Below are 23,682 nucleotides of genomic sequence, written 5' to 3' on the forward strand. Positions count from 1 at the left end.
TCTTGTCCTGAAACGGTTCGAATTTAGGGAGACATGCTTTGGTGGAGCGCACGCCCTTGGCCGCAGCGTTAGTCACGTCAAAAAAAGCAACCATGAGCGACGTCTCGAAACTCGCGGGCGTCTCCAAGATGACTGTCTCGCGGGTGCTGGCCGATCCTGCGCTGGTGTCGGAAGAGACACGCCAGAAGGTGATGAAGGCCATCGAGAAGCTCGGATACGTGCCTGATCGAATCGCCGGTTCGCTGTCTTCCCGGCGCACCAATTTCATCACCGCCATCCTGCCGACACTCACCAACTCCAACTTCGCCGACAGCGCCCAGGGGTTGGCCAAAGCGCTGCGCGCCGCCGATTATCAATTGCTGATCGGCTACACGATGTACGATCTTCAGGAAGAAGAGCGCGTCATTCGCACCATGATGGAGCGGCGTCCCGACGCGATTGTCGTTGCCGGCACGGTGCATACCAAGATGGCGAGCGAGGTTTTGATGCGTGCCGGTATTCCCATCGTGGAAATCTGGGATGTTCCGGAACACCCGATCGACCACGCGGTTGGCTTTTCCAACTACGAAGTAGGAAGAAACGCCGCCAAATACCTGATATCACTTGGCTTAAAGCGTATAGGCGCGCTCGGCTCCAGAGCCGATGGCGCTGTGAACGACTGGCGCGGCGAAAGCCGTCTTGTCGGGTTTGCCGCCGCGTTGCGCGAAGCCGGCATTTCCGATGATCTCATCATCCGCGAGGGCAGTGCGCCGGTCTCCTACGATCACGGGGCAAAAACGCTCGGCTCGCTGCTTGCTAAGGCACCCGATGTCGAGGGTATTTTCGCCGTCTCCGATATTTCCGCCGTCGGCGCGCTGATGGAATGTCATCGCCGCGGCATTCCCGTGCCCGATCAAATTTCCATCCTCGGATTCGGCGATTTCGATATCAGCCGCCAATGTTACCCGGCGATTTCAACGATCCGGGTCGATGCCCAGATGATCGGCCGCAAGGCGGGCGAATTGCTGCTTTCTATATTGGAGCCGGAGAAGGGTGCTGTCGTGCCGGAAGGCGCGCGGGTGGATGTCGGGTTCGAACTGATCGTACGCGAGACGACGAAGAGAGTGGCTGGTTGATCCCCTCTCGTCATTCATCCCTATGCTTATCACAGGGATGAAGGAGTGGTGACCTATCGCCTTACCTCGCACCCCACGTATCCGTCAGGCGGTAGCCCTCCGGCCACGGATCGGACGGATCGAGCATGTGTTGGTGAATACCCGTGATCCAGCCACGACCGGAGATTTCCGGCAGGATGGCCGGACGCTCGCCGACTGTTGTGGTTCCGAGGATACGGCCGGTGAAGGTCGAGCCGATCAGGGATACCGCCGTCAGCGTTTCACCTTCTTTCATCTCGCCGCGTGCATGCAGCACCGCCATGCGGGCTGAAAGTGCCGTGCCGGTCGGCGAGCGATCCACCTTGCCCGGCTGGATGGCGACGGCCGCCCCTGCCCTGAGGCCTTCCGCCGTGCGCTCCACCTTGCCGGCGAAGAGGCAGAAGGAAAAATGTTTCCAGTCGGGGTTTTCGGGATGGTCGAAACCCAAAACCCTGTTGGCGGCATTGGTGATGCGCACGCCGAGGCGGGCGATCTCATGCGCCTCTTCCGGCTTCAGGCTGAAACCCATTGCCTCGGCATCGACGATGACGAAGCTATCGCCGCCATAGGCAGTGTCCACTTTCAGCTTACCAAGACCTTCGACCTCGAGTTCAGCATCGAGCCTCGCGGCAAAGCTCGGCAGGTTCTGCACGAAAATGCGCTCGGCCTTGCCGTTGCGGCATTCGGCGCGCACCTTCACCAGCCCGCCGGGTGCTTCCAAAAGCATATGGGTTTCCGGCTCCTGCATCGGCACGATGCCGCCATCCAGAAGTACCGTGGAAACGCAGATGGAGTTCGAGCCGGACATGGGCGGGGTGTCTTCCGGCTCCATGATGATGAAGGCGGCATCCGCGTCAGGATGTTTCGGCGGCACGAGAAGGTTCACATGGCGGAACACGCCGCCGCGCGGTTCGTTGAGCACGAAATTGCGCAGGGTCTCATCCCGGGCGATGAAACGGCTCTGTTCCCAGATCGTTTCACCCGGCGGCGGCCTGACGCCACCGACGATCACATCCCCCACCTCACCTTCCGCATGGGCGGAAATGACATGAACGGTCTTTATGCTGCGCATTCGAAACTCCTCAGGAAAGCCAGGATGGAAGGCGGGAACTCGCCCGGCCGGTCAGCGCGCTTTCGACGCAATCGGCAAGGCTGCCGAAGCGCACGGCGCGGCCGCTGAGGCCCGGACCGTAATGGGCGTATTTGCCGGAATTGGTCATCAGCGCGCGGGTCTTCGTTGGAAAGACGGGCTCGGAAATCGAACACCAGCAGAGATCCGGCAGCACCTGCACGCCGCTGTCCTTCAGGCTCTGCAGCGTGCCATCCTTGCCGGCCGCGTCGATGACCTGCTGACCGGCGGTGACGATGACGGCGACATCCGTATGGCGCTTGCGGCCGGCGAACACGGCCGCCAGCGCCCGACATTCCTCCAGCGAGGCATGCGGACTGCCGATGGCGACGAGCTGGACCTCTTCCGGCCCCTCGTTTAGAAGCGACCAGCCGGTGGCCATATCGGCAAGCGAAATGGCCACGGTCCCGGCGGTTTCGAGCGGCGCAAGTCCCGCTTCCGGCGTCACGCCCTCGATATGCAGCATGGGTGAAGCGGAGGTGGTACCGAAGGCGGCGCAGAGTGCTTTCAGTTCATCCCGGGAGGGTTTTGCGGCCCCGAGACCACGCAGCAGCGGAATACAATCCGGTGCGGCCTTGCCGGCGAGATAACCGACGAGCGGCCAGAAGGCGTCATCAATGCCGGCTGGCAGAGCCACATCGACGATGCGCTGCGGCCGGCGGTTTTCTTCCAGATAAACGCCAGAAAGCGGCGCCCTGCCCGTCATCGCAATACAGAGGTCGAGAAAGTCAGGATGTTTGGCGGTGCGGGCGCCGAGCACCGTATTGGCGAAGATCACCGCATTCGATTCGGCCCAGGCGATCGATTCGCCGGCATTCGGCGCGCTGTCGAGCAGGTAAGGCGAACAGGTGAAGGTGGGACGACAGCCCATGCGCACATAGGCGTCGGCCAGTCTTGCGGCGGGATCGCCGAAATCCTCCGGCACGCCCTGTGCGCGCCAATTGGCCTTGTCCACCGAGATGGCGTTCATGGTGGTCGGCACCCGCACATTGCCGCCCATGTCGGCCATTTTTTCCGCGAAGGTGAGGTTGGCGGGGCTGGCATAGATGCAGCCGTCGATATGGCCCTGGGTGACATCGACAAGCGCCGACGCGCCCTGCTGGGCCGCCATGGCGACGATGATGCGCATCGCCTGACGCACGGCGATGCCGTCACGCCCTTCAAGCATAGCCCTATCGTCGTCCTCAAGGTCGAGATGCGCCGTCGCCGGCGGAGCGATGGCAAGTGAAACACCGTCGGCCTTGATGGTATTCGCATCGATGCTAACATGGGCAGCTTGGGAAAAGCGGGCGAAAGTTTCTGCATCGAGGCGGAGGACCGGCAGAGCCTTGTCGAACATTTCCGCTGCAACGAGGGCACCAAGCGTCAGAACATCTTCAGCCTCGCAGAAAACCAGCGCCGAAGGCGCACGGCCGGTGAGGATGAGATCGAGCAGAACGCCCGAGCCGGTGCAGGAGCCGCGACTGGTCGGCATGAACAGCACGCCGCCGGTGAGACAGACGCCATGCAGCGGGTGATGCACATCGATCACTTTGCCGGTGGCGGGATCGACCCCGCCCCAGAAGCTCAGCGCCTCAGTCGTGGCGATGACCTTGCCTTCGGCGGCACCGGCCAGAATGCTGCGTGCCTCGGGAGCGGTGACTGGCGAAACGGCAGAAGACATCGAAAATCTCCCTAAAGCATTTCCAGTAAAACTGCGTAGCGGTTTTACGCCCGGAAAATGCGTGAAAAAAGCTAGAGAATTTTTGCGTTTCGAAGAAAAGCCAAAATTCTCTAGAAACGTTGTGGCGAAAATGCCCTTGTATCGATGGCGGGTTTTTGCCCCGTCAGAAGATCGGCAACGATGCGGGCCGTGCCCGCCGATTGCGTCAGCCCCAGATGCCCGTGGCCGAAAGCATAAACCACCCTTGCCGTGTGCCGCGCTTGCCCGATGGCCGGCAGGCTGTCCGGCAGCGACGGACGAAAGCCCATCCACTGCTTGCCGCCCTCGGTTTTCAGGCCGGGCAGGAAGGCTTTCGCCTTGGCCAGAAGCGCCTCGGAACGGGCGAAATTGGCTGGAAGCTCCAGCCCGCCCAATTCCACCGCGCCACCGACGCGGATACCAGAGGAAAGCCGGGTGACAACGAAACCATGGCCACCGAAGGTGACCTGCGTGCGCAGATCGAAAGCGCCTGAAGGCAGGGTGGTATTATACCCCCGTTCGGTTTCCAGCGGAATTTTTTCCCCAAGCGAACGGGCAATGCGATGCGAGAACGCACCGGCCGCCAGCACTACCCTGCCAGCCTTGCGGGTGCGGCCATCGTGGCTCACCACCTCGACGCCATCTTCCCGTGGTCTGAGAGAAGCGACATCAAGGCATTCGATACGGCCGCCAATGGTGCGGAAATGGTCGGCCAGCGCCTGCGTATAGAACTTGGGATCAGCGATGGAATACCAGCCGGGCGTGAACGTGCCGCAGGTGAAACGCGAAGCAATGCCGGGCTGTATCTCGGCCATCTGCTCGGCGTTTAGATGCCCGAACTCGATGCCATGGCGTTCGCGCGCCTTCCAGCCGGGAAGCGAGCTCTCGAATTCGGCCTCGCTTTCATAGACTTGAAGGTTGCCCTCTTTGCGAAGCATGGCAATGGTGTCGGTCCTTTTAAGAAACGGCTCAAGCTCTGCTTTGGAAAGGTCCATCAGCGCCGTCTGCGCGGCGGTGGAATTCTCTACGTTGGACGCAGCGCAGGCCCGCCAGAAGCGGAACATCCATGGCGCGATCTTCAGCGCATAGGCCGGTGGCACGCTGAGTGGCCCCAGCGGATCGATGAGCCATTTCGGCGCTTTCCAGAGAATGCCCGGCGAAGCGAGCGGCAGGATATCGGTGAAGGCGAAAGCGCCGGCATTGCCTGCCGAAGCGCCCGCAGCCGGTCCCTCGCGATCGATGACCGTGACCGAGAGGCCGCGGCCCTGCGCGGCGATCGCTGCCGAGAGGCCGACGACGCCGGCCCCTATGACGATGACATCATGTGCAGGCATTACCGGACGCTCGCCAGGAACTTCTGGGTTTCTGGATGCTGCGGCGCGCCGAACAGCTGGTCCGGCGTGCCGATTTCCGCCATCACGCCCTGATGGAAGAAGGCGACGCGGTTCGAGACATCGCGAGCGAAGGCCATTTCGTGGGTGACACAGATCATCGTCATGCCTTCATCCGCCAGCATCTTCAGCGTATCGAGCACTTCGCCAACCAGCATCGGATCGAGCGCCGAAGTCACTTCGTCGAACAGCATATATTCCGGCGACATGGCAAGTGCGCGGGCAATCGCCATACGCTGCTGCTGGCCGCCCGACATGCGGTTCGGATAGACCTTCAGCTTTTCGGCAAGGCCGACATGGGTGAGTTGCTTCACCGCGATCTCCTCAGCTTTCTCCTTGGAGATGCCGAGTACCTTGCGCGGCGCCAGCATGACGTTTTCCAGCACCGTCAGATGCGGAAAGGCGTTCCATTGCTGGAAGACGATGCCGACCTTGCGGCGCAGCTTGTTAAGGTCAGTCGACTTGGCATGCACTTCCGTGCCGTCGATGACGATCTTGCCGCTATCGATCGGCTCTAGGCCGTTGATGCAGGTGAGCAGCGTCGATTTGCCGGAGCCGGAACCGCCGATGATGGTGACGACCTCGCCCTTGTTGACGGTGAGGTTGATCCCTTTCAGAACCTCCAGCGGGCCGAAGGATTTGCGGACGTTTTCGATCTCAATCATTGGGGGACCACCGTCTTTCGAGATACCCGCCGAAACGGGCGATGGGGAAGCTGATAAGGAAATAGATGGCGCCGCAGATCATCAGGATGGTCAGCGGTTCCTGCAGGCGGGTCACGAGGATCTGCGAGGCGCGCAGAAGCTCGATGAGGCCGAGCCACAGGACGAGGGCCGAATCTTTCATGACACCGAGCGTCAGCCCGATCCACGAGGGCAGCGACACGCGGGTGGCGAGCGGCAGCACGATGTAACGCATGTCCTGCGACCAAGTCATGCCGAGCGACCGGCAGGCGCGGCGCGTATTGGACGGCACGGCGCCGATGCCGCCGCGCACGATCTCGGTGCAATAGGCCGCCGTATAAAGCGACAGCACCACGCAGGAGGTGGTGAAAGGCGGCCAGCCGAGCTTGGCGATCGACTGGAAGGCATTGCCGAGCACCAACTGGATGAGCAGCGGCACGGAGCGGAAAATATCCAGAACGAAGGTCAGCGGCAGCGACCAGTAAGGGCCGAACTGGAAACGGATGATGCCGAAGATGATCCCCATGATGGTGCCTGCCGTCACGGCAACGGCGGTGACGGCAAGCGTCATGCCGGCACCCTTGGCCAGGAAGGCGAGATCACTCCAGGTGAGAGCGGTTTCAAACATGGCTCACCTCTCTCAGTAACGGAACAGACGCGCGGCCAGCAATCTGGCGGCGAGCGTGACGATCTTGGCGATCACGTAATAGATGACCGCGGCGAGCGCGAAGAATTCGAAGGTGCGGAACGAGCGCGCATTGAGCGCCTGCGTCACACCGGCGAGATCCGTATTCATGCCAACCGTGACACCGAGCGAGGTCATCAGGATCGCCCAGACCATCTGGTTGGTGGCCGGCAGGAACGCAACGCGCAGCATCTGCGGCAGAATGATGAGCCGGAAGGTCTGCATCGAGGTCATGCCGAGCGAACGACCCGACCGCGTCTGCGTGTCCGGTATCGCTTTCAGGGCGCCGCGGAAATTTTCCGCGAGATAACCGGCATTGTTGAAGGCGATGCCGACCAGAAGTGCTGTATAGGGGCTGAGGTGAATGCCGAAATTGCCGAGCCCGAAATGGGCCATGTAAATCTGGAACAGCGCCGGCGTGTTGCGGGCGATTTCTACCCAGACGGAGGCGAGAGCCCCGAGAATGCGGTTGCCGGAGAGCCGGAACAGCGTCAGCACGATGGCGAAGGTCAGGCCGATCACCATCGACAGAATGGCGATCTGCAGCGTTACCACCGCACCGTCCAGAAGCTGCGGCAAAGCCTTCAGCGCCTGATTCCAGTGGAATGTATAATTGAACATGAAGCGTCCCGCCTTTTCAGAAACGATCAACGGCGCGATCATTTTGACCGCGCCGTTTACGAAAAGTCCTGATCAGCGATAAACGCCGTTGACGGTGAGCGAGGGAACCTCGCCGCCAACCCATTTCTTGTAGAGTTCGGCGTAACGGCCGGTGCGAACCTGCTGGTTGATGAAGAGGTTCAGGTAGTTGATGAAGCCGTATTCGTCACGGTTGGTGAAGAGCGCGACATAATCGATGTCGTAAGGCGCCTTGCCGACGACCGAGATGCCGGTGAACTTGCCGCCCTTAACGTTGGACTGCGCAACCGTCGAGGTGGAAACCGTGGCGTCGATCTGGCCCTGGCTGAGAGCGAGGAACACATCTGCCTGCGTCTGGTACGGACGGAATTCGCCTACGCCCCATTCCTTGACCGACTTTTCAAGCGCTATGGCTTCGAAGGTGCCGGCGGTTGCGCCAACCGTCTTGCCCTTCATGTCCTCAAAGGACTTGATACCCGACTTGTCGTTGGCGGTAACGGCCATTTCGAAGGCGAAGTAAGGCACGGTCATGCCGACGGTCTTGGCGCGCTCCAGCGTATCGGAGGTCGAGGCAACACCGACATCCACGCGGCCGGACATCAGCGCCGGAATACGCTCCGGGAACGGCGTTTCGACGATTTCAGCCGTGACGCCCAGCGCCTTGGCGAGGTCGTTGCAATAATCGACGTCGAATCCGATCGGATTGTTCGCGTCATCACGCGCACCCATCGGCGGGAAGTCGAGCACGACGGCGCAACGCAGGGTGCCGGACGAAATAATGTCGTCAAGCTTGTCGGCCTTGGCCGGGGTGATAGCGGAAGTAGCGGCCAAGAGGCCGGCGAAAATGACCGATTTTTTCATTCTTTATTTGCTCCCAGAATTGGTCTGCCCTTGAAGGCGAGGCCACTATTTCCCCATGACAGCGATAAATCAATATAAAAATACAATGAGTATACAAAAAGAATTTTTTTGCATGTGCGAACGAATGAGGTTTGTTAAGCGAGCTGGAAGAAAAACTGTGCGTGGGACAACGTCGGGCTATGTCGCATTCGCCCTTTCCGGCTGAGCGTCGATTTGCACTTGCTTGTGCGGCTTACCAAAAGACACGTTGCATTACTCCCGCCTTTGTATACTTTATGTATTCAAAATGTGCGAGCCCGTATCGGAGGACTATGATGAACGACACGACCACCTTGACCATTGAGGCGCTTTTCCAGCGGGTCGAGTCGATTTTCCGCCGGGCTGGACTGAATGCCGTGCAGTCGGGAGCGCTGGCACGCGTCATCACCGCCGGCGAGCGGGACGCCTGCAAATCGCATGGCATTTACCGCATCGAAGGCGCGCTTCGCACGGTCAAGGCCGGCAAGGTGAAGCCCGATGCGATACCGGAGGTGGCGGAGGACGACGGCACGGCCATTGTGAAGGTCAATGCCATGGGCGGTTTCGCCAACCCCGCCTTCGAGCTTGGCCTGCCGGTTCTGGCGGAGCGCGCGAAACGCCTGGGCGTCGCCGCACTCGTCATCAATGACTGCACGCATTTTTCGGCACTTTGGCCCGAGGTCGAGGGACTGACCTCGAACGGACTGGCAGGGCTTGTGATGTGCCCGAGCTATTCCACCGTCGCACCGACAGGTGGAACCAAGCCGCTGCTCGGCACCAACCCCTTTGCCTTCGGCTGGCCGCGCAAGGACACGTCGCCTTACGTCTTTGATTTCGCGACATCCGTTGCCGCCCGTGGCGAGATAGAACTGCACCGGCGCGCGGGAAAACCCTTGCCGGAAGGATGGGCGGTGGATGCCGAGGGCAACCCGACCACCGAACCCGAGGCGGCGCTTGCCGGCGCCATGCTTCCCTTTGGCGGCCATAAGGGTTCGGCCATCGGCACCATGATCGAGCTTCTCGCCGGAATCATGATCGGCGATCTCACCAGCCCCGAAGTGCTCGATTATCTCGGCACCACCACGCTTGCGCCTTTCCATGGCGAATTGATCGTTGCCTTCTCCCCGGAAGCCTTCGCCAAGGGGCGTCCGGGCGACCCCTTCCAGCGCGCCGAAATGCTGTTCGACGCCATTATCGGCCAGGGCGCCCGCCTGCCCTCCGGCCGCCGCTTTGCCGCCCGCGCGAAATCCGAGAGCGAAGGCGTTACGCTTTCCGCTGCGGAAATGGCCGGCCTCGACCGGCTGCTGGAAAAGGGGCTGGATGCGGTCTCCTGACCGCGTTGAGGATCGGAAATGAAATAGGCCCGCAGATGAAGGCCTTAAGGAATGTCAGCGTCGGAAAACCTCTCCTCCGTCGTGCCGGACTAGATCCGACATCCAGCCACGGCGCGTCTGCGCCGTGAAAGGACTCTCTTGCGATCAAGGACTTGATCGCGCTTGACCCCGGAACAGGTCCGGGGTGACGGAGTGCGGATGCTAAGACTTCGCGGAAAAAAGCGGCGTCAGCAACATTTAGGCCCGCAAATGCGGGCCTAAACGCATAGCAGCGATTCCTCAGGCAGCCTTGCAGGCCTGCACCGCGCCCGGAAGCTTGCTCCAGTCGGCATACCAGCTGTTGAACAGCTTGAACTGCGCTTCGACATAACCACGCTGGCTGTCCGTCAGAGCATCGGTTTCGTTGAAGTGCAGCGTGTATTCCTTGTCGCCCTTCAGCACCATCATGTGCTTGAAATAGAGAACCAGATCCGGGCCTTCATCGAAGGAGGAGAGCACGGCGAGCGCCTGCTCCAGCTCCAGTGCGCGAGCGCGGGCATCCGCGTCACCCTTGGCGGCGGCCTGCGACAACTTGCAGAGATGAATGACTTCCTTCGGCAGCACATTGCCGATGCCGGTGATGGCGCCAGTTGCGCCGCAATTGACGAATCCGTGCACAACGGCGGTATCGACACCGATCATCAGGGTCACTTCGTCATCACGGCTGGTGATGTTTTCAGCGGCATAACGCATATCGGCAGGGCCGCCGAATTCCTTGAAGCCGACGAGATTCTTGTGCTCGGCGCGCAGCGCGAAGAAGAGATCGGCGCGGGTGGCGAAACCGTAATAGGGGCTGTTGTAGATGACGGCCGGAATTTCAGGGGCAGCGGAAAGAATGGCCTTGAAGTGGGCCTTCTGGGCGGCGATGACCGAACCGCGCGACAGAACGCGCGGAATGACCATCAGGCCCTTGGCGCCAACCTTCTGGGCATGGGCAGCGTGCGCCACGGCAGATGCCGTGTTGACCGCGCCGGTGCCGACGATAACAGGGATGCCGGCCTTCACCAGACGCTCCACGCCTTCCATGCGCTGCTCGTCGGTGAGCAGCGGCCAGTCGCCCATCGAGCCGCAATAAACGACGGCGGACATGCCATCGGCGATCAGCTCTTTGCCCTTGCGGACAAGTGCATCGAAATCAGGGGTGCGGTCTTGCCTGCACGGGGTCATCAAGGCGGGGATCACGCCGGAAAAAATGCTGGCCGTCATTATTAGCTCCTAAGGCACATGGTTCTCAGGAATGGACGCAGCAATGCGCCACCCTTTCAACAAGGACATTACTATCTTGTATTTTATTTGTCGACAAGAAATCGACAAGCTACAGACTTATTTCCAGCCGCTCATTTCGCACCAGCAGTTTCTGCACCTGACGCACGATCTGTTCGGCATGTTCGCGTGCCAGTTTTTCGGAAAGAGCGATATCGCGCGCGGCAATGGCCGAAATCATTTCTTCGTGGTCATCGACAAAACGTTTAGGCAGACGATCCTCGTAGGACTGGTAATAAAGCCGCAGAATGCGACGCCCTTCGTCCAGCAGGCGTTTGAAAAGGCTGGTGAAATAGGGGTTGCGGCCGGCCTCGGCGATGGCAAGGTGAAGGGCGGCGTTGGTGGAAATCATCGCCAGCGCATTCTGCTCTTCCACCGCAACGGCAAATTCCGCATTATGCGCCCGGATGCCGGCCAGATCTTCCGGACGGTGATATTGCGCGGCAAGCTGCGTGGTGACCCGGTACATCAGCACCAGCGCATCGAAATAGGTGTGCATGTTGAGGAAATCGATATTCGACACCATGGTCGAGCGGTTCGGCAGCGTATCGATCAGCCCCTCGCCCGAAAGCCTGACCAGGGCCTCACGGATCGGCGTGCGCGACATCTTGAATCGTTCGGCAAGTTGGACCTCATCGATGGGGCTGCCTGGCGGCAGCACCAGATCGAGAATCTCGTCGCGCAGCAGATCATAGACCATCTTCACGCCGGAGCCGCGCTTGCGCTCGGCAGAAGCAATTATATCCGTCATCACCAAATCCCTCTTGTCGACATAAAGAGTACTATTATATTTTTTCGTTATCAACGCCGCGCGGTCGCTCTGCCTCCTCGAATGGCGGAATAATTGTTCAAAAACAACCAAAAGCCGTCGCGGAAATTACCCGCGGCGGCTTTTAATCATTCTGTTTGTGGCGTGGATGCCTCTTATGCGGCATTCGCTGCGGAAGCGCGACCTATAAGAGCGCTAGGAGCCTGCACCTTGTTGCCTTCCCCGGTGCGAGAAGGAACACGGCATCAGTTACGCAGGCCGGTGGCCACGACGGAAATCTTGAAAGCACCGTCAAGCGTGGGGTCGAAGGAAGCGCCCATCACCACGTCGGTCTCCTCGCTCACCGCTTCGCGCACCAGCGTCATCGCCTCGTCGATTTCATAAAGCGTCAGATCATTGCCACCCGAGATGGCCACCAGCGCGCCACGCGCCTCCTTCAGCGAGGGCTCGCCGAGCAGCGGATTGGCGATGGCCGCCGCTGCCGCTTCCGAGGCGCGTTTCGGACCCTTGGCCTGCGCCGTGCCCATCAGCGCGCGTCCGCCATTCTTCATGACATAACGCACATCGGCAAAATCGAGATTGACGAGGCCTTCGCGCAGTATGAGATCGGTGATGCAGCGCACGCCAAGCGACAGAACCTTGTCGGCGGTCTTCAGCGCATTTTCGAAGGTGGTGCCGGCATCGGCGATCCGCAGCAGGTTCTGGTTGGGAATGACGATGACGGTATCGGCGGTGTTGAGCAGGTTGGCAAAGCCATATTCGGCTGCCCGCATACGCCGTGCGCCCTCGAAGCTGAAGGGAAGCGTGACGACGCCGACCGTGAGGATGTTCTTTGCGCGGCAGGCCTCGGCAATAACGGGAGCTGCACCGGTGCCGGTGCCGCCGCCCATACCGGCGGTGATGAAGCACATGTCGTAACCGCTTAAGTGATCCATGATCTCGTCGAGGGAATCGATCGCCGCCTGACGGCCGACCTCGGGATCGGCGCCTGCGCCCAGACCGCCCGTCAGCTCGGAACTCAATTGCACGAGCCGCGGCGCATTGGTTTTCTTCAGCGCTTGCGCATCCGTGTTGGCAGCGATGAAATCCACACCGCTAATGCCCTCGGCAATCATGTTGTTGATCGCATTGCCGCCACCGCCACCGACGCCGACGACGGCGATATTGGGCGTGTTGCGGGCAATCGTGGCGCGCGGAGACTGGGTCATCGTCTTATTCTCTTTCTAAACTCATAGGGTCCGGCGCCGTTTTTGATTGCGGCACGCGAATGATCGGCAAAGCCCCAGCGCCTCTGCCCCGACAGGAGAAGAAGGCTGTAACACTTTGAATTTTCATGCCAGCCTATTGCGCCAGAATGGCGAAAGACTGGCGTTCCAGGGGGCGAAAGATGCTCCACGGTGAGGTTCTCCGACCCCTTACCCGGATGAAAACCGAACCGAATCAACTGCTTCGCTATAGAGTGGTGATAGCCGAAAAGGCACGCCGTTTACACTCCATTCACTATGTTTATCTCACTTTGGAACGAGTTGCGCTAAGAAGTGTTTGCTTGCCGACCGCGCTGAGGCGCACGGAATGGAGGCAGGCATATGTCGGCAGACGTCTTGCAAAACGAACCGGGTTTCCGCACGGAGCAGCCGCGCGTGCTGATCGTGGAAGACGAGTTTCTCATTGCCATGGATATCGAGGATTCGATTTTGCAGGCGGAAGAAGAGGCCAATGTCATCGGTATCGCCAACCGGCTGGATCAAGCCGTGGCGCTCGGTAGCCGTGCCGATATCGCCTTCGTCGACGTCAACCTTGCCGATGGACAGACCGGCCCGGAGATCGGGCGGCGTCTCTCGGAAGATCACGGCGTCGTGGTGATCTTCATGACGGCAAACCCTGAAGTTGTCGTCAATCTCGGCATTGGCGCCGGTGTGATCGCCAAGCCCGTGCCGCAGGACGCGGTCGAACAATGCCTCTCCTACGCGCTTGCCAAACGCGCTGGCACCCATGCCGTAACGCCCATCGGCATGATGGCTTTCGACTGAGAGATTGCCTGAAAACGAAAGAAAAGCCCGAAAACAAAAAAGCCTGCCGCGGGAGGAGGTGCGGCAGGCTTTCTGAAAAGATGAACAGCGATATGGGAGGAGGAAAACCGCTGTCCCCGGGGCAATCCTTTGGGAGGAGGAGTAGGATCACCCGCATTACCGAAAGGATGTGGGAGGAGGTACATCCGTTTCGATGATTGGAAGATAGCATTTTTCTGCGCGTTTCACAGGCACAAGGTTGCAGCACAGATATGCGCCCCGCGCATGGCGATTTTTCCGATGGAAAATCCCGTCGAATATTCGCAGAAGGCTGCATGATCCTGACGGCGGAACGTAGAAAGCCATTTGCCTGCAGCACGAGAAAACTCCGCGCGTAATCACCGGCATCGCCAAGCTGGAGAACCAGACAACGAAGGGTCCAAAAACAAAAACGCCCGCGAGGCGGGCGTTGAAGCATTCATAAGTGACGATATCGCCTGTATTACTTGCCGACGGCGGCGCGTGCAACGCTGGTGATCTGGCTGCGATCGATACCGAGATCGTGCAGTTCACGGGTGCTCATACGGCCCAGTTCGTTGATGGTCTGACGATATTTGCGCCAATTATTAAAGCTGCGTGCTACGTTCATGACATGACCCTTTCTGAGGTTTAGGTGACGTCAGTAACGTTTTCGTTCCGGCGTCCTTTGATGCCCTCTATATGCGCCTTTCGATAACGAATTAACAGGCAGAATAAGGCAATCCACCCATGCGCTGCGTGCAAGGGTTCCCGTTCACCTCTTTCCCGAAAATGAAGGGCGGCTGAAAATTCAGCCACATGGAGGGGACGTCTACACGCCCCGCGCCTTAGAACTTGTGGCGCACGCCGAAGACGTTGGCGTTTGTCGCACCCTTCATATTGCCCAATGTCTTGCCACCGCCTGAGCGGTGGTGAAGGCGCCAGAAGAATTCCGTCGAGGAATCCTCGCTGAAGGAGACGTTGATTTCAGGCCCGAGGTAAAACAGGACGTTGGCGTTACCATCATCCTTGATTTCCTGCTCACGCTCGCGGCCCGGCTGTGCGTCCGTGACGAGACTGAGGCCGGCGGTAAAGCTCGGCGTGATAAACAGCCGCTCACCGAGCCTGATCTGCTCGTAACGCGCGACCGGGCCAGTCCACACCTCGCCGGTGAAGCCTTTACCGAATCTTGCAGCAATGCCGATTTCGCCACCCAGTTTCACATTGCCGAGACTATAGGGATAAAACTGGTAACCGCCGCCCAGAATGGCATTCTTTTCGTATTTCACGGGAACAAGGGCAGCGCTTTTCAGCATGTCTTCTTTCGTCAGCACACCACCGAAACCGAATATCGCCTCGCTCGTCTCCGAAGCCATATCTTCCGATGCCAAAGATGGTGTCGCGGCCAGTGCGATCATGGCCGCCAGCGACAGACGTGCTGCGATATTCATTGTGCTACTCCTGAACAAAGCCCTCTTTTACCCAGCCGTCTCATAGGCATATTCCCGCAAGGCGAACATACCGTTACCGAACACAATTAATTCAACTCGTTCGGAAATGACGGGAAACGGGCTTTTTCGCGGTTCAGCGCAGGAACCGCCGGAAGCGGCGAAGCGCAAAAATGAAGAGCGCCGAGCCGATGGCGAGCAGAGCCAGCAATTGCGGCCAGACCACATCCAGCCCTGCCCCTCTGAAAAGCACCGCTTGCGCCAGAATGACGAAATGGGTGTTGGGTGCCAGCAGCATGATGTACTGGATGATATCAGGCATGCTTTCGCGCGGCGTCATGGCGCCGGACAGCACCTGCAACGGCAGCAGAAACAGGATCAGCAACATGCCGAATTGCGGCATGGAACCCGCCACTGTTGCAAGGAAAATCCCCATCGACGTCATGGCAAAGAGCTGCAATGCCGTTCCGAGCAGGAAAAGCGGCAACGAGCCTTCGATGGGGATGGCGAGCAGCCCCCTGACGACAACGAAGAGGGAAAAGGCCGAGGCTACCAGCACGACGAGGCCCATGGACCAGACCTTGCTGAGCATGATTTCCAGCGGTGTGACCGGCATGACCAGCAGATGCTCGACCGTGCCATGTTCACGCTCGCGAATGAGCGCCGCCCCCGTCAGCACGATCGACAGCATGGTGATGGCGGTGATGATGTTGTTGATCGAGCCGAACCAGGACTTGTCCAGTTCCGGGTTGAAACGGGAGCGCAGCGTCAGCTCCACCGGCACCGAAGTCGCGCCGCGATAGCGGTTCATATATTCCTGAATTTCGCTCGTCACAATGCTTTGCACATAACCGCCGCCACTGAAGGCCTGGCTCATGCGGGTGGCGTCGATATTGAGCTGGATCGCGGGTTGTTGGCCAGCCATCAGCCGGCGCTGGAAATCCGGCGGGATATTGAGCGCGAAGGTATCGAGCCCCGCATCCATGCGCTTGTCCATCTCCGCAATGAAAATCTGCTTCGGCGGCGCGAAATAGGGCGGATAAAACGCCGTGCTGATACGCCCGGAAAGCGGCGACTGATCCTCGTCCACGATCGCGATGGCGGCATTGTTCAGGGTTTCGGGCAACGCGCTGGAGCCGGTGTAGATTTGCAGCGTGAAGGCGTAAATGATCAGCAGCAGCAGCATGCCATCACGCGCAAGCCCACGCAGTTCCTTGATGCCGAGCTGGAAGATGTTGGACGAAAACAACCTCATGACGCCTGTTTCCTCAAAAGAGCGGCACCGGCGATGAGCAGCAGCGGAACAGCGATGAGAAGCGGCAGGAACGACCCGGAAAGCCCGCCAAAATCCAGCCCTTTGGAGAAGGTGCCGCGCGAAATCGTCATGAAATAGGTGGCGGGATAGATATCGCCGATAAAGGCCCCAGCCCCCTGCAGCGACGAAACGGGATCGATCATGCCCGAATATTGCGTCGCCGGAATGAGCGTCAGCAAGGCCGTGCCGAAGATCGCCGCGATCTGGCTCTTCATGAATGACGACATGACGAGACCGATGGAGGTGGCGATGATGACGAAGAGCAAAGCGCCCGTTGCGTAAGCGAGATAACTACCGGTAAACGGCAGCCGGAAGATAAAAATCGCAAATGCGGTCAACAGCAGAAAATTGAGCATTCCGAGGGCGACATAAGGAAGCTGCTTGCCGATCAGGAACTCCAGCCGCGTCGTCGGCGTCACGTAAAGATTGACGATCGAGCCAAGCTCTTTTTCCCGGACGACGCTGAGCGCCGCCAGCATGGCCGGAATGAGCATGAGGAGCAGCGGAATGACGGCCGGCACCATGGCGACGAGGCTTTTGACATCGGGATTGTAACGATAGCGCGTTTCGATTCTGAAGCTGCTTTGCGTCGCGGCACTACCGTAGATTTCGCTCGCCTTGCGCGCCAGCCATGCCTGGTGCATGCCCTGCACGTAACCGCGCACGGTCTCCGCCCGCTGCGGCATGGCGCCATCGATCCAGGCGCCGACCTCCACCGTCTTGCCGCGCAGGACATCGCGGCCAAAACCGGGTGGGATTTCGATGGCAAGGCTGAGTTCCCCGTCACGCATGCGCCGATCCATATCGGCATAGTCGCGGATTGGTTCTTTCTCAATGAAATAACGGGAACCGGCTATATCGAGCACATAATCACGGCTGATGGTGGAATCGTCGCGGTCCAGTACCGCGAAGGTCAGGTCCTCGACATCAAGATTGATGCCGTATCCGATCACGAACATCAGGATGACGCTGCCGAGCACCGCCAGCGTGCCGCGAATGGGATCGCGCTGCAGTTCCAGCGCCTCGCGGCGGGTATAGCTGAACATGCGCCTGACATCGAAAAACCGCTTGCGGGCCGGTGCAACATGCAGCGTCGGGACCACCTCCGCTGCGGAAGCGGGCGCAATTGCCGGTTCCGCCTTTTTGACACCCGAGGCATCCTCGAGATAGGCGACGAAAGCCTCTTCCAGCGTTGCGGCATTCCGGCTTTTGGTGATCGCGTCAGGCGTATCGCTGATCAACACCTTGCCGGCATGCATCAGCGAAATCCGGTCGCAGCGCTCCGCCTCATTCATGAAATGGGTGGAGATGAAGATGGTGACATTGTCGTTACGCGAGAGATCGGCGAGAATCTGCCAGAAGCCGTCCCGCGCCACCGGGTCTACACCGGAGGTCGGTTCGTCGAGGATGAGAATGTCAGGCGAATGGATCATCGCGACCGCAAGTGACAACCTTTGCCGGATGCCGAGCGGCAGGTCGTCCGGCAGCGTCTCCATGACCGTGCCGAGATCAAAGCGCTCCACCATTTCGGCGATACGCGGCTGGATTTTCTCCTCCGGCAGCTTAAACAGCCGCGTATGAAGATCGAGGTTCTGGCGCACCGTGAGTTCGGAATAGAGCGAAAATGCCTGGCTCATGTAACCGACGCGGTGACGGATCGCCATGTCGCTGGCATCCACCTTATGGCCGAAAAGCTTCGCCTCGCCTTCACTGGCGGCCAGAAGCCCGGTCAGCATCTTCATGGTGGTGGATTTTCCGCAGCCGTTCGAGCCGAGAAAGCCGAAAATCTCGCCGCGCGGAATTTTGAAGCTGACATTGTCGACAGCGGTGAAATCACCGAAGCGCATGCTGAGATGCGAGGCCTCGATGGCATAATCACCCTCGCCGGTCACCTTGCGCGGCGCGATATGCACCCCGTGATAACCCTTACGCTTTTCTTCCGGAAGAAGCGCGATGAAAGCTGCATCGAGATTGGCGGCGGAGGTGCGGTCCAGCAGTTCGGCGGGCGAGCCGGTGGCAAGAATCTTGCCGCCATCCATGGCGACCAGCCAGTCGAAACCGGCGGCCTCTTCCATATACGCCGTCGCGACAATCACGCTCATACCCGGACGGCCGGCACGGATGGAGCTGATCAGCTCCCAGAATTGCCGGCGCGACAGCGGATCGACGCCCGTCGTCGGCTCATCGAGAATGAGCAGGTCAGGATCGTGGATCAGCGCGCAGCAGAGCCCTAGCTTCTGCTTCATGCCGCCGGAAAGCTTCATGGCCGGCCGGTCGGCAAAAGGTTCAAGGCCGGTACTTTTCAGCAACTCGGCAATGCGTGCCTTCCTCTCCTTGCCATCCTGCCCGAACAGTCTACCGAAAAAGTCGATATTTTCGAAGACCGAGAGGGTTGGATAAAGGTTCTTGCCGAGGCCCTGCGGCATATAGGCGATACGCGGGCAGGTATCCTCGCGGTGGCGAGGATCAGACATATCGCCGCCCAGAACCTCCACCTTGCCCTTCTGTATGGCGCGTGCGCCGGAAACCAGAGACAGCAGACTGGATTTACCGACACCGTCAGGCCCGATAAGGCCGATCATCCGTCCGGCTGGAATTTCAACCGATATGTCGGCAAGCGCAACCGTGCGGCCAAAAGCCAGCCGTACATCCGTCAACCGTGCGACCGGCGCGGCTGGATCGTTTTTAGTATTCGTCGCGGAGGGCGTGACCATCGCGGCCACCCTCACTTCACGAGATTGCGTTCGAGGTTCTCCGGCCACGCGGCCTTCGGATCAAGCCGGACATAGGCCATGCCGGGAAGACCGGTTTTGACGTACTGAATATACTTCTGCAACAATTCCTGCGGGATTTGTGCCCGCACCCGGAAGGTGAGCTTCTGGCGTTCCTCCTCGGTTTCAACCGTCTTTGGCGTGAATTGCGCGACATCGGCGACGAAAGAAACCCTGGCGGGAATGGTATATTGCGGCGCGGCGTCGAGAATCAGACGGACATCGGAGCCCATGGACGTGCGGCCGGCCTCGGCCGTTGGCAGAAAGAACGTCATATAGACATCGCCGAGATCAACGAGGTTCAGAACCCGTCCGCCGGCGGAGAGCACCTCGCCGGGCTGAGCGATGCGATATTGCACACGGCCGTCGCGGGGCGATTTCAGCGTCGCATCGGCTATATCGGTCTCGATGCTCTCAATATCGGCCTGCGCGGCATCCACAGCCGCTTCCGCATCGACGATCTGCGCCTTGGCGGCGTTGATTGCCGCATCCGAAGCCGCAAGCGAGGCCTGCGCCGAGGCAAGCGTGGCGCGGGCGGACTGTTCTGCCGCCTCGCTGTCATCGACGATCTGCTGCGACACGGCATTGCCGGTCAGCAGCTGTTTTGAGCGGGCATAGGTCTTGGAAGCGGAATCAAGCTGGGCCTTGCGCTGCTCCACCACCGCAAGCGCAGAGGTCTTTTCCGCCTCCCGCTGGGCAACGAGGCTGTGGGCGGTATCGATCGCGATCTTCGCGCGGCGAAGCTGCGCTTCCGCCTGACGCTTTTTGGCCTCCAGCTGGGCGGTATCCATCTGGGCAAGCACCTGCCCCGCCTTCACGAAATCGCCTTCGCGCACCATGATGTCCTGAAGGCGGCCGGCGGTCTTTGTGGAGATATCGATCTCGACCGCCTCGATCCGGCCGTTGCTCGCCACGAAACCGGAGGGCAGCCCCTCTGCCGTCAGCTTCGACCAGGCGAAATAGGCAGCAACGGCAAGAACCACAATCGCCACACCAATGAGCAAGCCTTTTTTAGACATCCGTCTTCCCCATAACCCCTAGAGTTTCAACCGTAATACGATGAAACCGAAGAAGCCAGCCACCTTTACGTTCATAATTCGTACCTGATATTTCCCCTATTGCAGGGAGAAAGACCGGCTCTGGGGCTTTTTTAGATGAGGGAGCGCCTCAAGGCTTTGACACATGTCAAGTGAACCGTAGATGCAGACGAGACCGCGCAATCGATATTCGTCACCCCCGACTTGATCCGGGGTCTAGTGCGATCAAGTCATTGATCGCGATAGACTCTTTTCACGGCGCAGACGCGCCGTGGCTGGATGCCGGACCAAGTCCGGCATGACGGAGGAGAGACCTTGCACTTTGCGCTATCGCGCTGAGACCGCAGGGTGAACCTGCGGCCTTGCTTATACCACCGCGATCAAGCCTTACACCGCCCGCGCCCGCTTCACCTCCGCTTGCGTCCACTCCGGCAGCCAGTCGCGATGGGCGAGCAGAAGGTCGTCCACCAGCGACCATATCTGGTCGAGGTCCAGTTCCGCCGCCGTGTGTGGGTCCATCATCGCCGCGTGGAAGATGTGCTCGCGGTTTTCGGTCATCAGCGCCCGAACCGTCAGTTCCTGCACATTGATGTTGGTGCGCATCAGGGCGGTCAATTGCGGCGGCAATTCGCCGATGAAGGTGGGTTGCACGCCGTTATGATCGACGAGGCATGGCACTTCCGCCGCGCAATCCGATGGCAACGAGGTGATGCAGCCATTGTTGCGCTGGTTGCCATAGATGACGGAGGGTTCGCCGGTCCAGACCGAATTGATGATGGAGGAGGCATATTCCTTGGACTGCTTGACCTCGATCTTCTCGGCCGAACGATAGGCCGCCGCCTGCCCCTTCCAGCGTTCGATCTGTTCGATGCAGCGCTTGGGATATTCGTCGAGCGGAATGCCGAATTTCTCGATCAGGTCCTCGCGGCCTTCCTTTATGAAATAGGGCGTATATTCGGCGAAATGCTCCGAGCTTTCGGTGACAAAATAACCGAGCCGCGTCAGCATTTCATAACGCACCTTGTTGGGGCAGCGCGGGTTCCAGCCGGGCTTGGGGGCACGGCCTTCGCGGTAACCGCGCACGAGATCGGGATAGAGGTTCCTGTAGCTGCCGTCGGGCTGGCGATGTTCGAATTCCAAGAAAAACGCCATGTGGTTAATGCCGGCCGAACGATAGCGGATTTCCTCGTAAGGGATATCAAGATCGTGGGCGAGTTCCATCGCCGTGCCCTGCACGGAATGGCAAAGGCCGACCTGCCGGATCGTCGGGTATTTCTCGGCAATCGCCCAGGTATTGATTGCCATCGGGTTCACATATTGCAGCATGATGGCGTTGGGGCAGACGGCGAGGATATCTTCGCAGATTTTCCACAGATGCGGTACGGTGCGAAGACCGCGCATGATGCCGCCGACGCCGAGCGTATCGGCAATGGTCTGGCGCAGGCCATATTTGCGCGGCACCTCGAAATCGGTGACCGTGCACGGCTCGTAACCGCCGATCTGGAAGGCGACGACGACGAAATCGGCACCGGCAAGCGCCTTTTTCTGGTCAGTATAGGTCTCGGCTTTGGCCTTTGCGCCCAATGTCGAAATCAGCTTGTTGACGACGATGGCGCTTTCTTCCAGCCTTTCGCGATTGATGTCCATCAGGGCGATGGTGGCGCCGGACAGGGCCGGACGCTGCAGCACGTCACCGATGATGTTCTTCATGAACACCGTGGAACCTGCGCCGATAAATGTGATCCTGGGATTTCTTGCCATGTCTACCTCCGGCATTGGGAATTCAAGCGATTTCGAAGGCGGCCCTTACAAGCCGCTGAGTATATTCGGTTTTTGGGTGGGTAAGAACGTCCTCGACGGGCCCTTCCTCGACAATCCTGCCGCCTTGCATGACGATGACGCGGTGGCAAAGTGCGCGCACCACCTTCAGGTCGTGCGAGATGAACAGGTAGCTCAGGCCCCGCTCATCCTGCAGCTTGCGCAGGAGATCGATGATCTGCGCCTGCACGGAAAGATCGAGCGCCGAGGTCGGCTCGTCGAGCAGGATGAATTCCGGTTCCAGCGCCACGGCGCGGGCAATAGCGATACGCTGGCGCTGGCCGCCGGAAAATTCGTGCGGGAAACGCGAGAGGATATTGCCGGGCATGCCGGCCGCCTCAAGCGCGTCGCGCACCCGCTCCAGCCTTTCGGCCTTGGTTCGCCCAAGACCGTTGACGACAAGACCTTCCTCGATGATCTGGCCGATGGTCATGCGCGGATTGAGCGAGGCGAAAGGGTCCTGAAAGACGATCTGCATACGCGAACGCAAAGGCCGCATTTCGGCGCGGGAGCGGCCATCGACCCTCTGCCCGTCAAAGACCACCTCGCCGCCCACCGGCTCGTTCAGCCGCAGCAGCGATTGCCCGAAAGTGGTCTTGCCGGAACCGGATTCACCAACCAGCCCCAGCGTCTCGTGCCGCCTGAGGGTCAGGCCGAGGCTGTCGACGGCGATCAGTTCTTTCAGTTCCGGTTTGAACAAACCGCCGTAACGCATCATGAAGGAAACGCGTACACCGCTTGCCGTCAGCAGCACGCCGGGATTTTCCGGCAGCGGTTTCGCCGTGCCATGCGGTTCGGAGCCGAGCAGCTTCTTTGTGTAGGGGTGCTGCGGCCCGGCGAACAGCTTTTCCGTGGTGTTGTGCTCGCGCATCTCGCCATGCTGCATGACGTAGACGTAGTCGGAAAACTGCTTCACGATCGTCAGATCATGGGTGATGAGCACCACCGCCATGCCGCGCTTCTGCTGAAGATCGCGGATAAGGTTGAGGATTTGCGCCTGCACCGTCACGTCAAGCGCGGTGGTGGGCTCATCAGCAATCAGCACGTCCGGATCGTTGGAGAGCGCCATGGCGATCATCACGCGCTGCCGCTGGCCGCCGGACAGCTGATGCGGATATTGTTTCATCCGCGCTTCAGGTTCTGGGATTTGCACCTGCCGCAAGAGATCGAGCGCCCTCGCCTCGGCCTGCTTCCTGCTCAGTTTCGAATGAACGCGGATCGCCTCGACGATCTGGCTGCCGATCGTGTAGATCGGGTTGAGCGAACTCATCGGTTCCTGAAAGATCATCGAGATGCGGTTTCCACGCAACGCCCGGCGCTGGCGGCTCGAGAACTTCAATATGTCATCGCCGTTAAACCGCACGGTCGCGGATTTCGAAACGGAAGCCCGCTTGGTCAAAAGACCCATCACCGTGCGCGCGGTCACCGATTTTCCGGAACCGGATTCGCCCACAATGGCGATCGTCTCGCCGCGATAAAGCTGGAAGGAAATGTCTTTCACGGCCTCAACAGTCCCGTGTTCCACCTTAAAGGACACAGCAATGTTGCGGGCATCGATGATGGCGTCATCCTCGCGGTCATCGACGTCGAAACGAAGGGCCGGGGCGTAGGCGTTGTTCTGCAAAGCAACCATGACACGCT

Annotated in this window: 20 protein-coding genes; 3 read left to right on the forward strand and 17 right to left on the reverse strand. The window is 59.7% G+C overall.

The genetic code is table 11. The features are described from left to right. Positions 1-92: 92 nt before the first annotated feature. Entirely contained in the window at positions 93-1,115 is a 1,023-nt protein-coding gene (locus tag CFBP5499_RS15690; RefSeq protein ID WP_080829958.1) for a LacI family DNA-binding transcriptional regulator, read from the forward strand. 61 nt (positions 1,116-1,176) lie between these two features. On the opposite strand, the gene CFBP5499_RS15695 is transcribed toward CFBP5499_RS15690, so the two are convergent. The 7 genes from CFBP5499_RS15695 to CFBP5499_RS15725 all read right to left on the reverse strand — a co-directional run bounded on the left by CFBP5499_RS15695 (position 1,177) and on the right by CFBP5499_RS15725 (position 8,202). Then, the gene (locus CFBP5499_RS15695) at positions 1,177-2,205 is read right to left on the reverse strand and encodes a trans-3-hydroxy-L-proline dehydratase (RefSeq protein WP_080829957.1); all 1,029 of its coding nucleotides are present in this window, start codon (positions 2,203-2,205) and stop codon (positions 1,177-1,179) included. 10 nt (positions 2,206-2,215) lie between these two features. Continuing rightward, on the reverse strand, positions 2,216-3,925 hold the full coding sequence (locus tag CFBP5499_RS15700) for an aconitase X (protein ID WP_080829956.1): 1,710 nt from the start codon (positions 3,923-3,925) through the stop codon (positions 2,216-2,218). A 110-nt stretch (positions 3,926-4,035) separates the two neighbouring features. Further along, a complete protein-coding gene (locus tag CFBP5499_RS15705; RefSeq protein WP_080829955.1) occupies positions 4,036-5,277 on the reverse strand; it encodes an NAD(P)/FAD-dependent oxidoreductase in 1,242 nt (413 codons plus the stop codon). Then, positions 5,277-5,999 (reverse strand): amino acid ABC transporter ATP-binding protein, encoded by a 723-nt coding sequence (locus CFBP5499_RS15710; RefSeq protein ID WP_004444624.1) that lies wholly within the window; start codon positions 5,997-5,999, stop codon positions 5,277-5,279. Before CFBP5499_RS15710 ends, CFBP5499_RS15705 begins: the two co-directional genes overlap by 1 nt. Next, positions 5,992-6,645 carry an amino acid ABC transporter permease gene (locus CFBP5499_RS15715; protein WP_006312400.1) on the reverse strand — a complete coding sequence of 218 codons (654 nt, stop codon included), beginning with the start codon at positions 6,643-6,645 and terminating at the stop codon, positions 5,992-5,994. Before CFBP5499_RS15715 ends, CFBP5499_RS15710 begins: the two co-directional genes overlap by 8 nt. A 12-nt stretch (positions 6,646-6,657) precedes the next feature. Further along, positions 6,658-7,323, reverse strand: a complete 666-nt coding sequence (locus CFBP5499_RS15720) for an amino acid ABC transporter permease (protein ID WP_080830246.1) — start codon at positions 7,321-7,323, stop codon at positions 6,658-6,660. 72 nt (positions 7,324-7,395) lie between these two features. Further along, entirely contained in the window at positions 7,396-8,202 is an 807-nt protein-coding gene (locus CFBP5499_RS15725; protein WP_080829954.1) for a transporter substrate-binding domain-containing protein, read from the reverse strand. 314 nt (positions 8,203-8,516) lie between these two features. On the opposite strand from CFBP5499_RS15725, the gene CFBP5499_RS15730 reads away from it, so the two are divergent. Continuing rightward, entirely contained in the window at positions 8,517-9,554 is a 1,038-nt protein-coding gene (locus CFBP5499_RS15730) for an Ldh family oxidoreductase (RefSeq protein WP_080829953.1), read from the forward strand. A gap of 279 nt (positions 9,555-9,833) precedes the next feature. Here CFBP5499_RS15730 and CFBP5499_RS15735 read toward each other — a convergent pair whose 3' ends face one another. The 3 genes from CFBP5499_RS15735 to ftsZ all read right to left on the reverse strand — a co-directional run bounded on the left by CFBP5499_RS15735 (position 9,834) and on the right by ftsZ (position 12,833). Beyond that, positions 9,834-10,799 carry a dihydrodipicolinate synthase family protein gene (locus tag CFBP5499_RS15735; RefSeq protein ID WP_080829952.1) on the reverse strand — a complete coding sequence of 322 codons (966 nt, stop codon included), beginning with the start codon at positions 10,797-10,799 and terminating at the stop codon, positions 9,834-9,836. 109 nt (positions 10,800-10,908) lie between these two features. Continuing rightward, entirely contained in the window at positions 10,909-11,607 is a 699-nt protein-coding gene (locus tag CFBP5499_RS15740; RefSeq protein WP_080830245.1) for a GntR family transcriptional regulator, read from the reverse strand. 263 nt (positions 11,608-11,870) lie between these two features. Next, positions 11,871-12,833: a cell division protein FtsZ gene (gene ftsZ / locus CFBP5499_RS15745; protein ID WP_006312408.1), complete on the reverse strand. Its 963-nt coding sequence runs from the start codon at positions 12,831-12,833 to the stop codon at positions 11,871-11,873. A gap of 378 nt (positions 12,834-13,211) precedes the next feature. Here ftsZ and CFBP5499_RS15750 point away from each other — a divergent pair, with 378 nt between their 5' ends. Next, positions 13,212-13,655: a response regulator gene (locus CFBP5499_RS15750; protein WP_080829951.1), complete on the forward strand. Its 444-nt coding sequence runs from the start codon at positions 13,212-13,214 to the stop codon at positions 13,653-13,655. 481 nt (positions 13,656-14,136) lie between these two features. On the opposite strand, the gene CFBP5499_RS15755 is transcribed toward CFBP5499_RS15750, so the two are convergent. The 7 genes from CFBP5499_RS15755 to CFBP5499_RS15785 form a co-directional block, all read right to left on the reverse strand. Continuing rightward, positions 14,137-14,283, reverse strand: coding sequence for a DUF1127 domain-containing protein (locus CFBP5499_RS15755; RefSeq protein WP_077983920.1), 147 nt, complete (start codon positions 14,281-14,283; stop codon positions 14,137-14,139). A gap of 217 nt (positions 14,284-14,500) precedes the next feature. Further along, a complete protein-coding gene (locus tag CFBP5499_RS15760) occupies positions 14,501-15,103 on the reverse strand; it encodes a hypothetical protein (protein ID WP_175416798.1) in 603 nt (200 codons plus the stop codon). 133 nt (positions 15,104-15,236) lie between these two features. Continuing rightward, positions 15,237-16,355 (reverse strand): ABC transporter permease, encoded by a 1,119-nt coding sequence (locus tag CFBP5499_RS15765; RefSeq protein WP_080829950.1) that lies wholly within the window; start codon positions 16,353-16,355, stop codon positions 15,237-15,239. Beyond that, complete coding sequence (gene rbbA, locus CFBP5499_RS15770; protein WP_080830243.1) at positions 16,352-19,129, reverse strand: ribosome-associated ATPase/putative transporter RbbA; 2,778 nt, start codon at positions 19,127-19,129, stop codon at positions 16,352-16,354. Before rbbA ends, CFBP5499_RS15765 begins: the two co-directional genes overlap by 4 nt. Positions 19,130-19,140: 11 nt before the next feature. Next, a complete protein-coding gene (locus CFBP5499_RS15775; protein WP_080829949.1) occupies positions 19,141-20,205 on the reverse strand; it encodes an HlyD family secretion protein in 1,065 nt (354 codons plus the stop codon). Between the two features lie 405 nt (positions 20,206-20,610). Then, positions 20,611-21,984: an alpha-glucosidase/alpha-galactosidase gene (locus tag CFBP5499_RS15780; RefSeq protein WP_080829948.1), complete on the reverse strand. Its 1,374-nt coding sequence runs from the start codon at positions 21,982-21,984 to the stop codon at positions 20,611-20,613. A gap of 22 nt (positions 21,985-22,006) precedes the next feature. Then, positions 22,007-23,674, reverse strand: coding sequence for an ABC transporter ATP-binding protein (locus CFBP5499_RS15785; RefSeq protein WP_080829947.1), 1,668 nt, complete (start codon positions 23,672-23,674; stop codon positions 22,007-22,009). Positions 23,675-23,682: the final 8 nt, after the last annotated feature.

The organism is Agrobacterium tumefaciens (assembly GCF_005221325.1).
Classification (GTDB): Bacteria; Pseudomonadota; Alphaproteobacteria; order Rhizobiales; family Rhizobiaceae; genus Agrobacterium.

Bases quoted from the DNA above. Each gene is read 5' to 3' on its own strand.
- CFBP5499_RS15710 (WP_004444624.1), bottom strand. From the start codon at position 5,999: ATGATTGAGATCGAAAACGTCCGCAAATCCTTCGGCCCGCTGGAGGTT.
- CFBP5499_RS15740 (WP_080830245.1), bottom strand. From the start codon at position 11,607: ATGACGGATATAATTGCTTCTGCCGAGCGCAAGCGCGGCTCCGGCGTG.
- CFBP5499_RS15725 (WP_080829954.1), bottom strand. From the start codon at position 8,202: ATGAAAAAATCGGTCATTTTCGCCGGCCTCTTGGCCGCTACTTCCGCT.
- CFBP5499_RS15735 (WP_080829952.1), bottom strand. From the start codon at position 10,799: ATGACGGCCAGCATTTTTTCCGGCGTGATCCCCGCCTTGATGACCCCG.
- CFBP5499_RS15750 (WP_080829951.1), top strand. From the start codon at position 13,212: ATGTCGGCAGACGTCTTGCAAAACGAACCGGGTTTCCGCACGGAGCAG.
- CFBP5499_RS15715 (WP_006312400.1), bottom strand. From the start codon at position 6,645: ATGTTTGAAACCGCTCTCACCTGGAGTGATCTCGCCTTCCTGGCCAAG.
- CFBP5499_RS15695 (WP_080829957.1), bottom strand. From the start codon at position 2,205: ATGCGCAGCATAAAGACCGTTCATGTCATTTCCGCCCATGCGGAAGGT.
- CFBP5499_RS15780 (WP_080829948.1), bottom strand. From the start codon at position 21,984: ATGGCAAGAAATCCCAGGATCACATTTATCGGCGCAGGTTCCACGGTG.
- CFBP5499_RS15700 (WP_080829956.1), bottom strand. From the start codon at position 3,925: ATGTCTTCTGCCGTTTCGCCAGTCACCGCTCCCGAGGCACGCAGCATT.
- CFBP5499_RS15720 (WP_080830246.1), bottom strand. From the start codon at position 7,323: ATGTTCAATTATACATTCCACTGGAATCAGGCGCTGAAGGCTTTGCCG.
- CFBP5499_RS15730 (WP_080829953.1), top strand. From the start codon at position 8,517: ATGAACGACACGACCACCTTGACCATTGAGGCGCTTTTCCAGCGGGTC.
- CFBP5499_RS15690 (WP_080829958.1), top strand. From the start codon at position 93: ATGAGCGACGTCTCGAAACTCGCGGGCGTCTCCAAGATGACTGTCTCG.
- CFBP5499_RS15775 (WP_080829949.1), bottom strand. From the start codon at position 20,205: ATGTCTAAAAAAGGCTTGCTCATTGGTGTGGCGATTGTGGTTCTTGCC.
- CFBP5499_RS15705 (WP_080829955.1), bottom strand. From the start codon at position 5,277: ATGCCTGCACATGATGTCATCGTCATAGGGGCCGGCGTCGTCGGCCTC.
- ftsZ (WP_006312408.1), bottom strand. From the start codon at position 12,833: ATGACCCAGTCTCCGCGCGCCACGATTGCCCGCAACACGCCCAATATC.
- CFBP5499_RS15765 (WP_080829950.1), bottom strand. From the start codon at position 16,355: ATGAGGTTGTTTTCGTCCAACATCTTCCAGCTCGGCATCAAGGAACTG.
- CFBP5499_RS15760 (WP_175416798.1), bottom strand. From the start codon at position 15,103: ATGAATATCGCAGCACGTCTGTCGCTGGCGGCCATGATCGCACTGGCC.
- CFBP5499_RS15755 (WP_077983920.1), bottom strand. From the start codon at position 14,283: ATGAACGTAGCACGCAGCTTTAATAATTGGCGCAAATATCGTCAGACC.
- CFBP5499_RS15785 (WP_080829947.1), bottom strand. From the start codon at position 23,674: ATGGTTGCTTTGCAGAACAACGCCTACGCCCCGGCCCTTCGTTTCGAC.
- rbbA (WP_080830243.1), bottom strand. From the start codon at position 19,129: ATGGTCACGCCCTCCGCGACGAATACTAAAAACGATCCAGCCGCGCCG.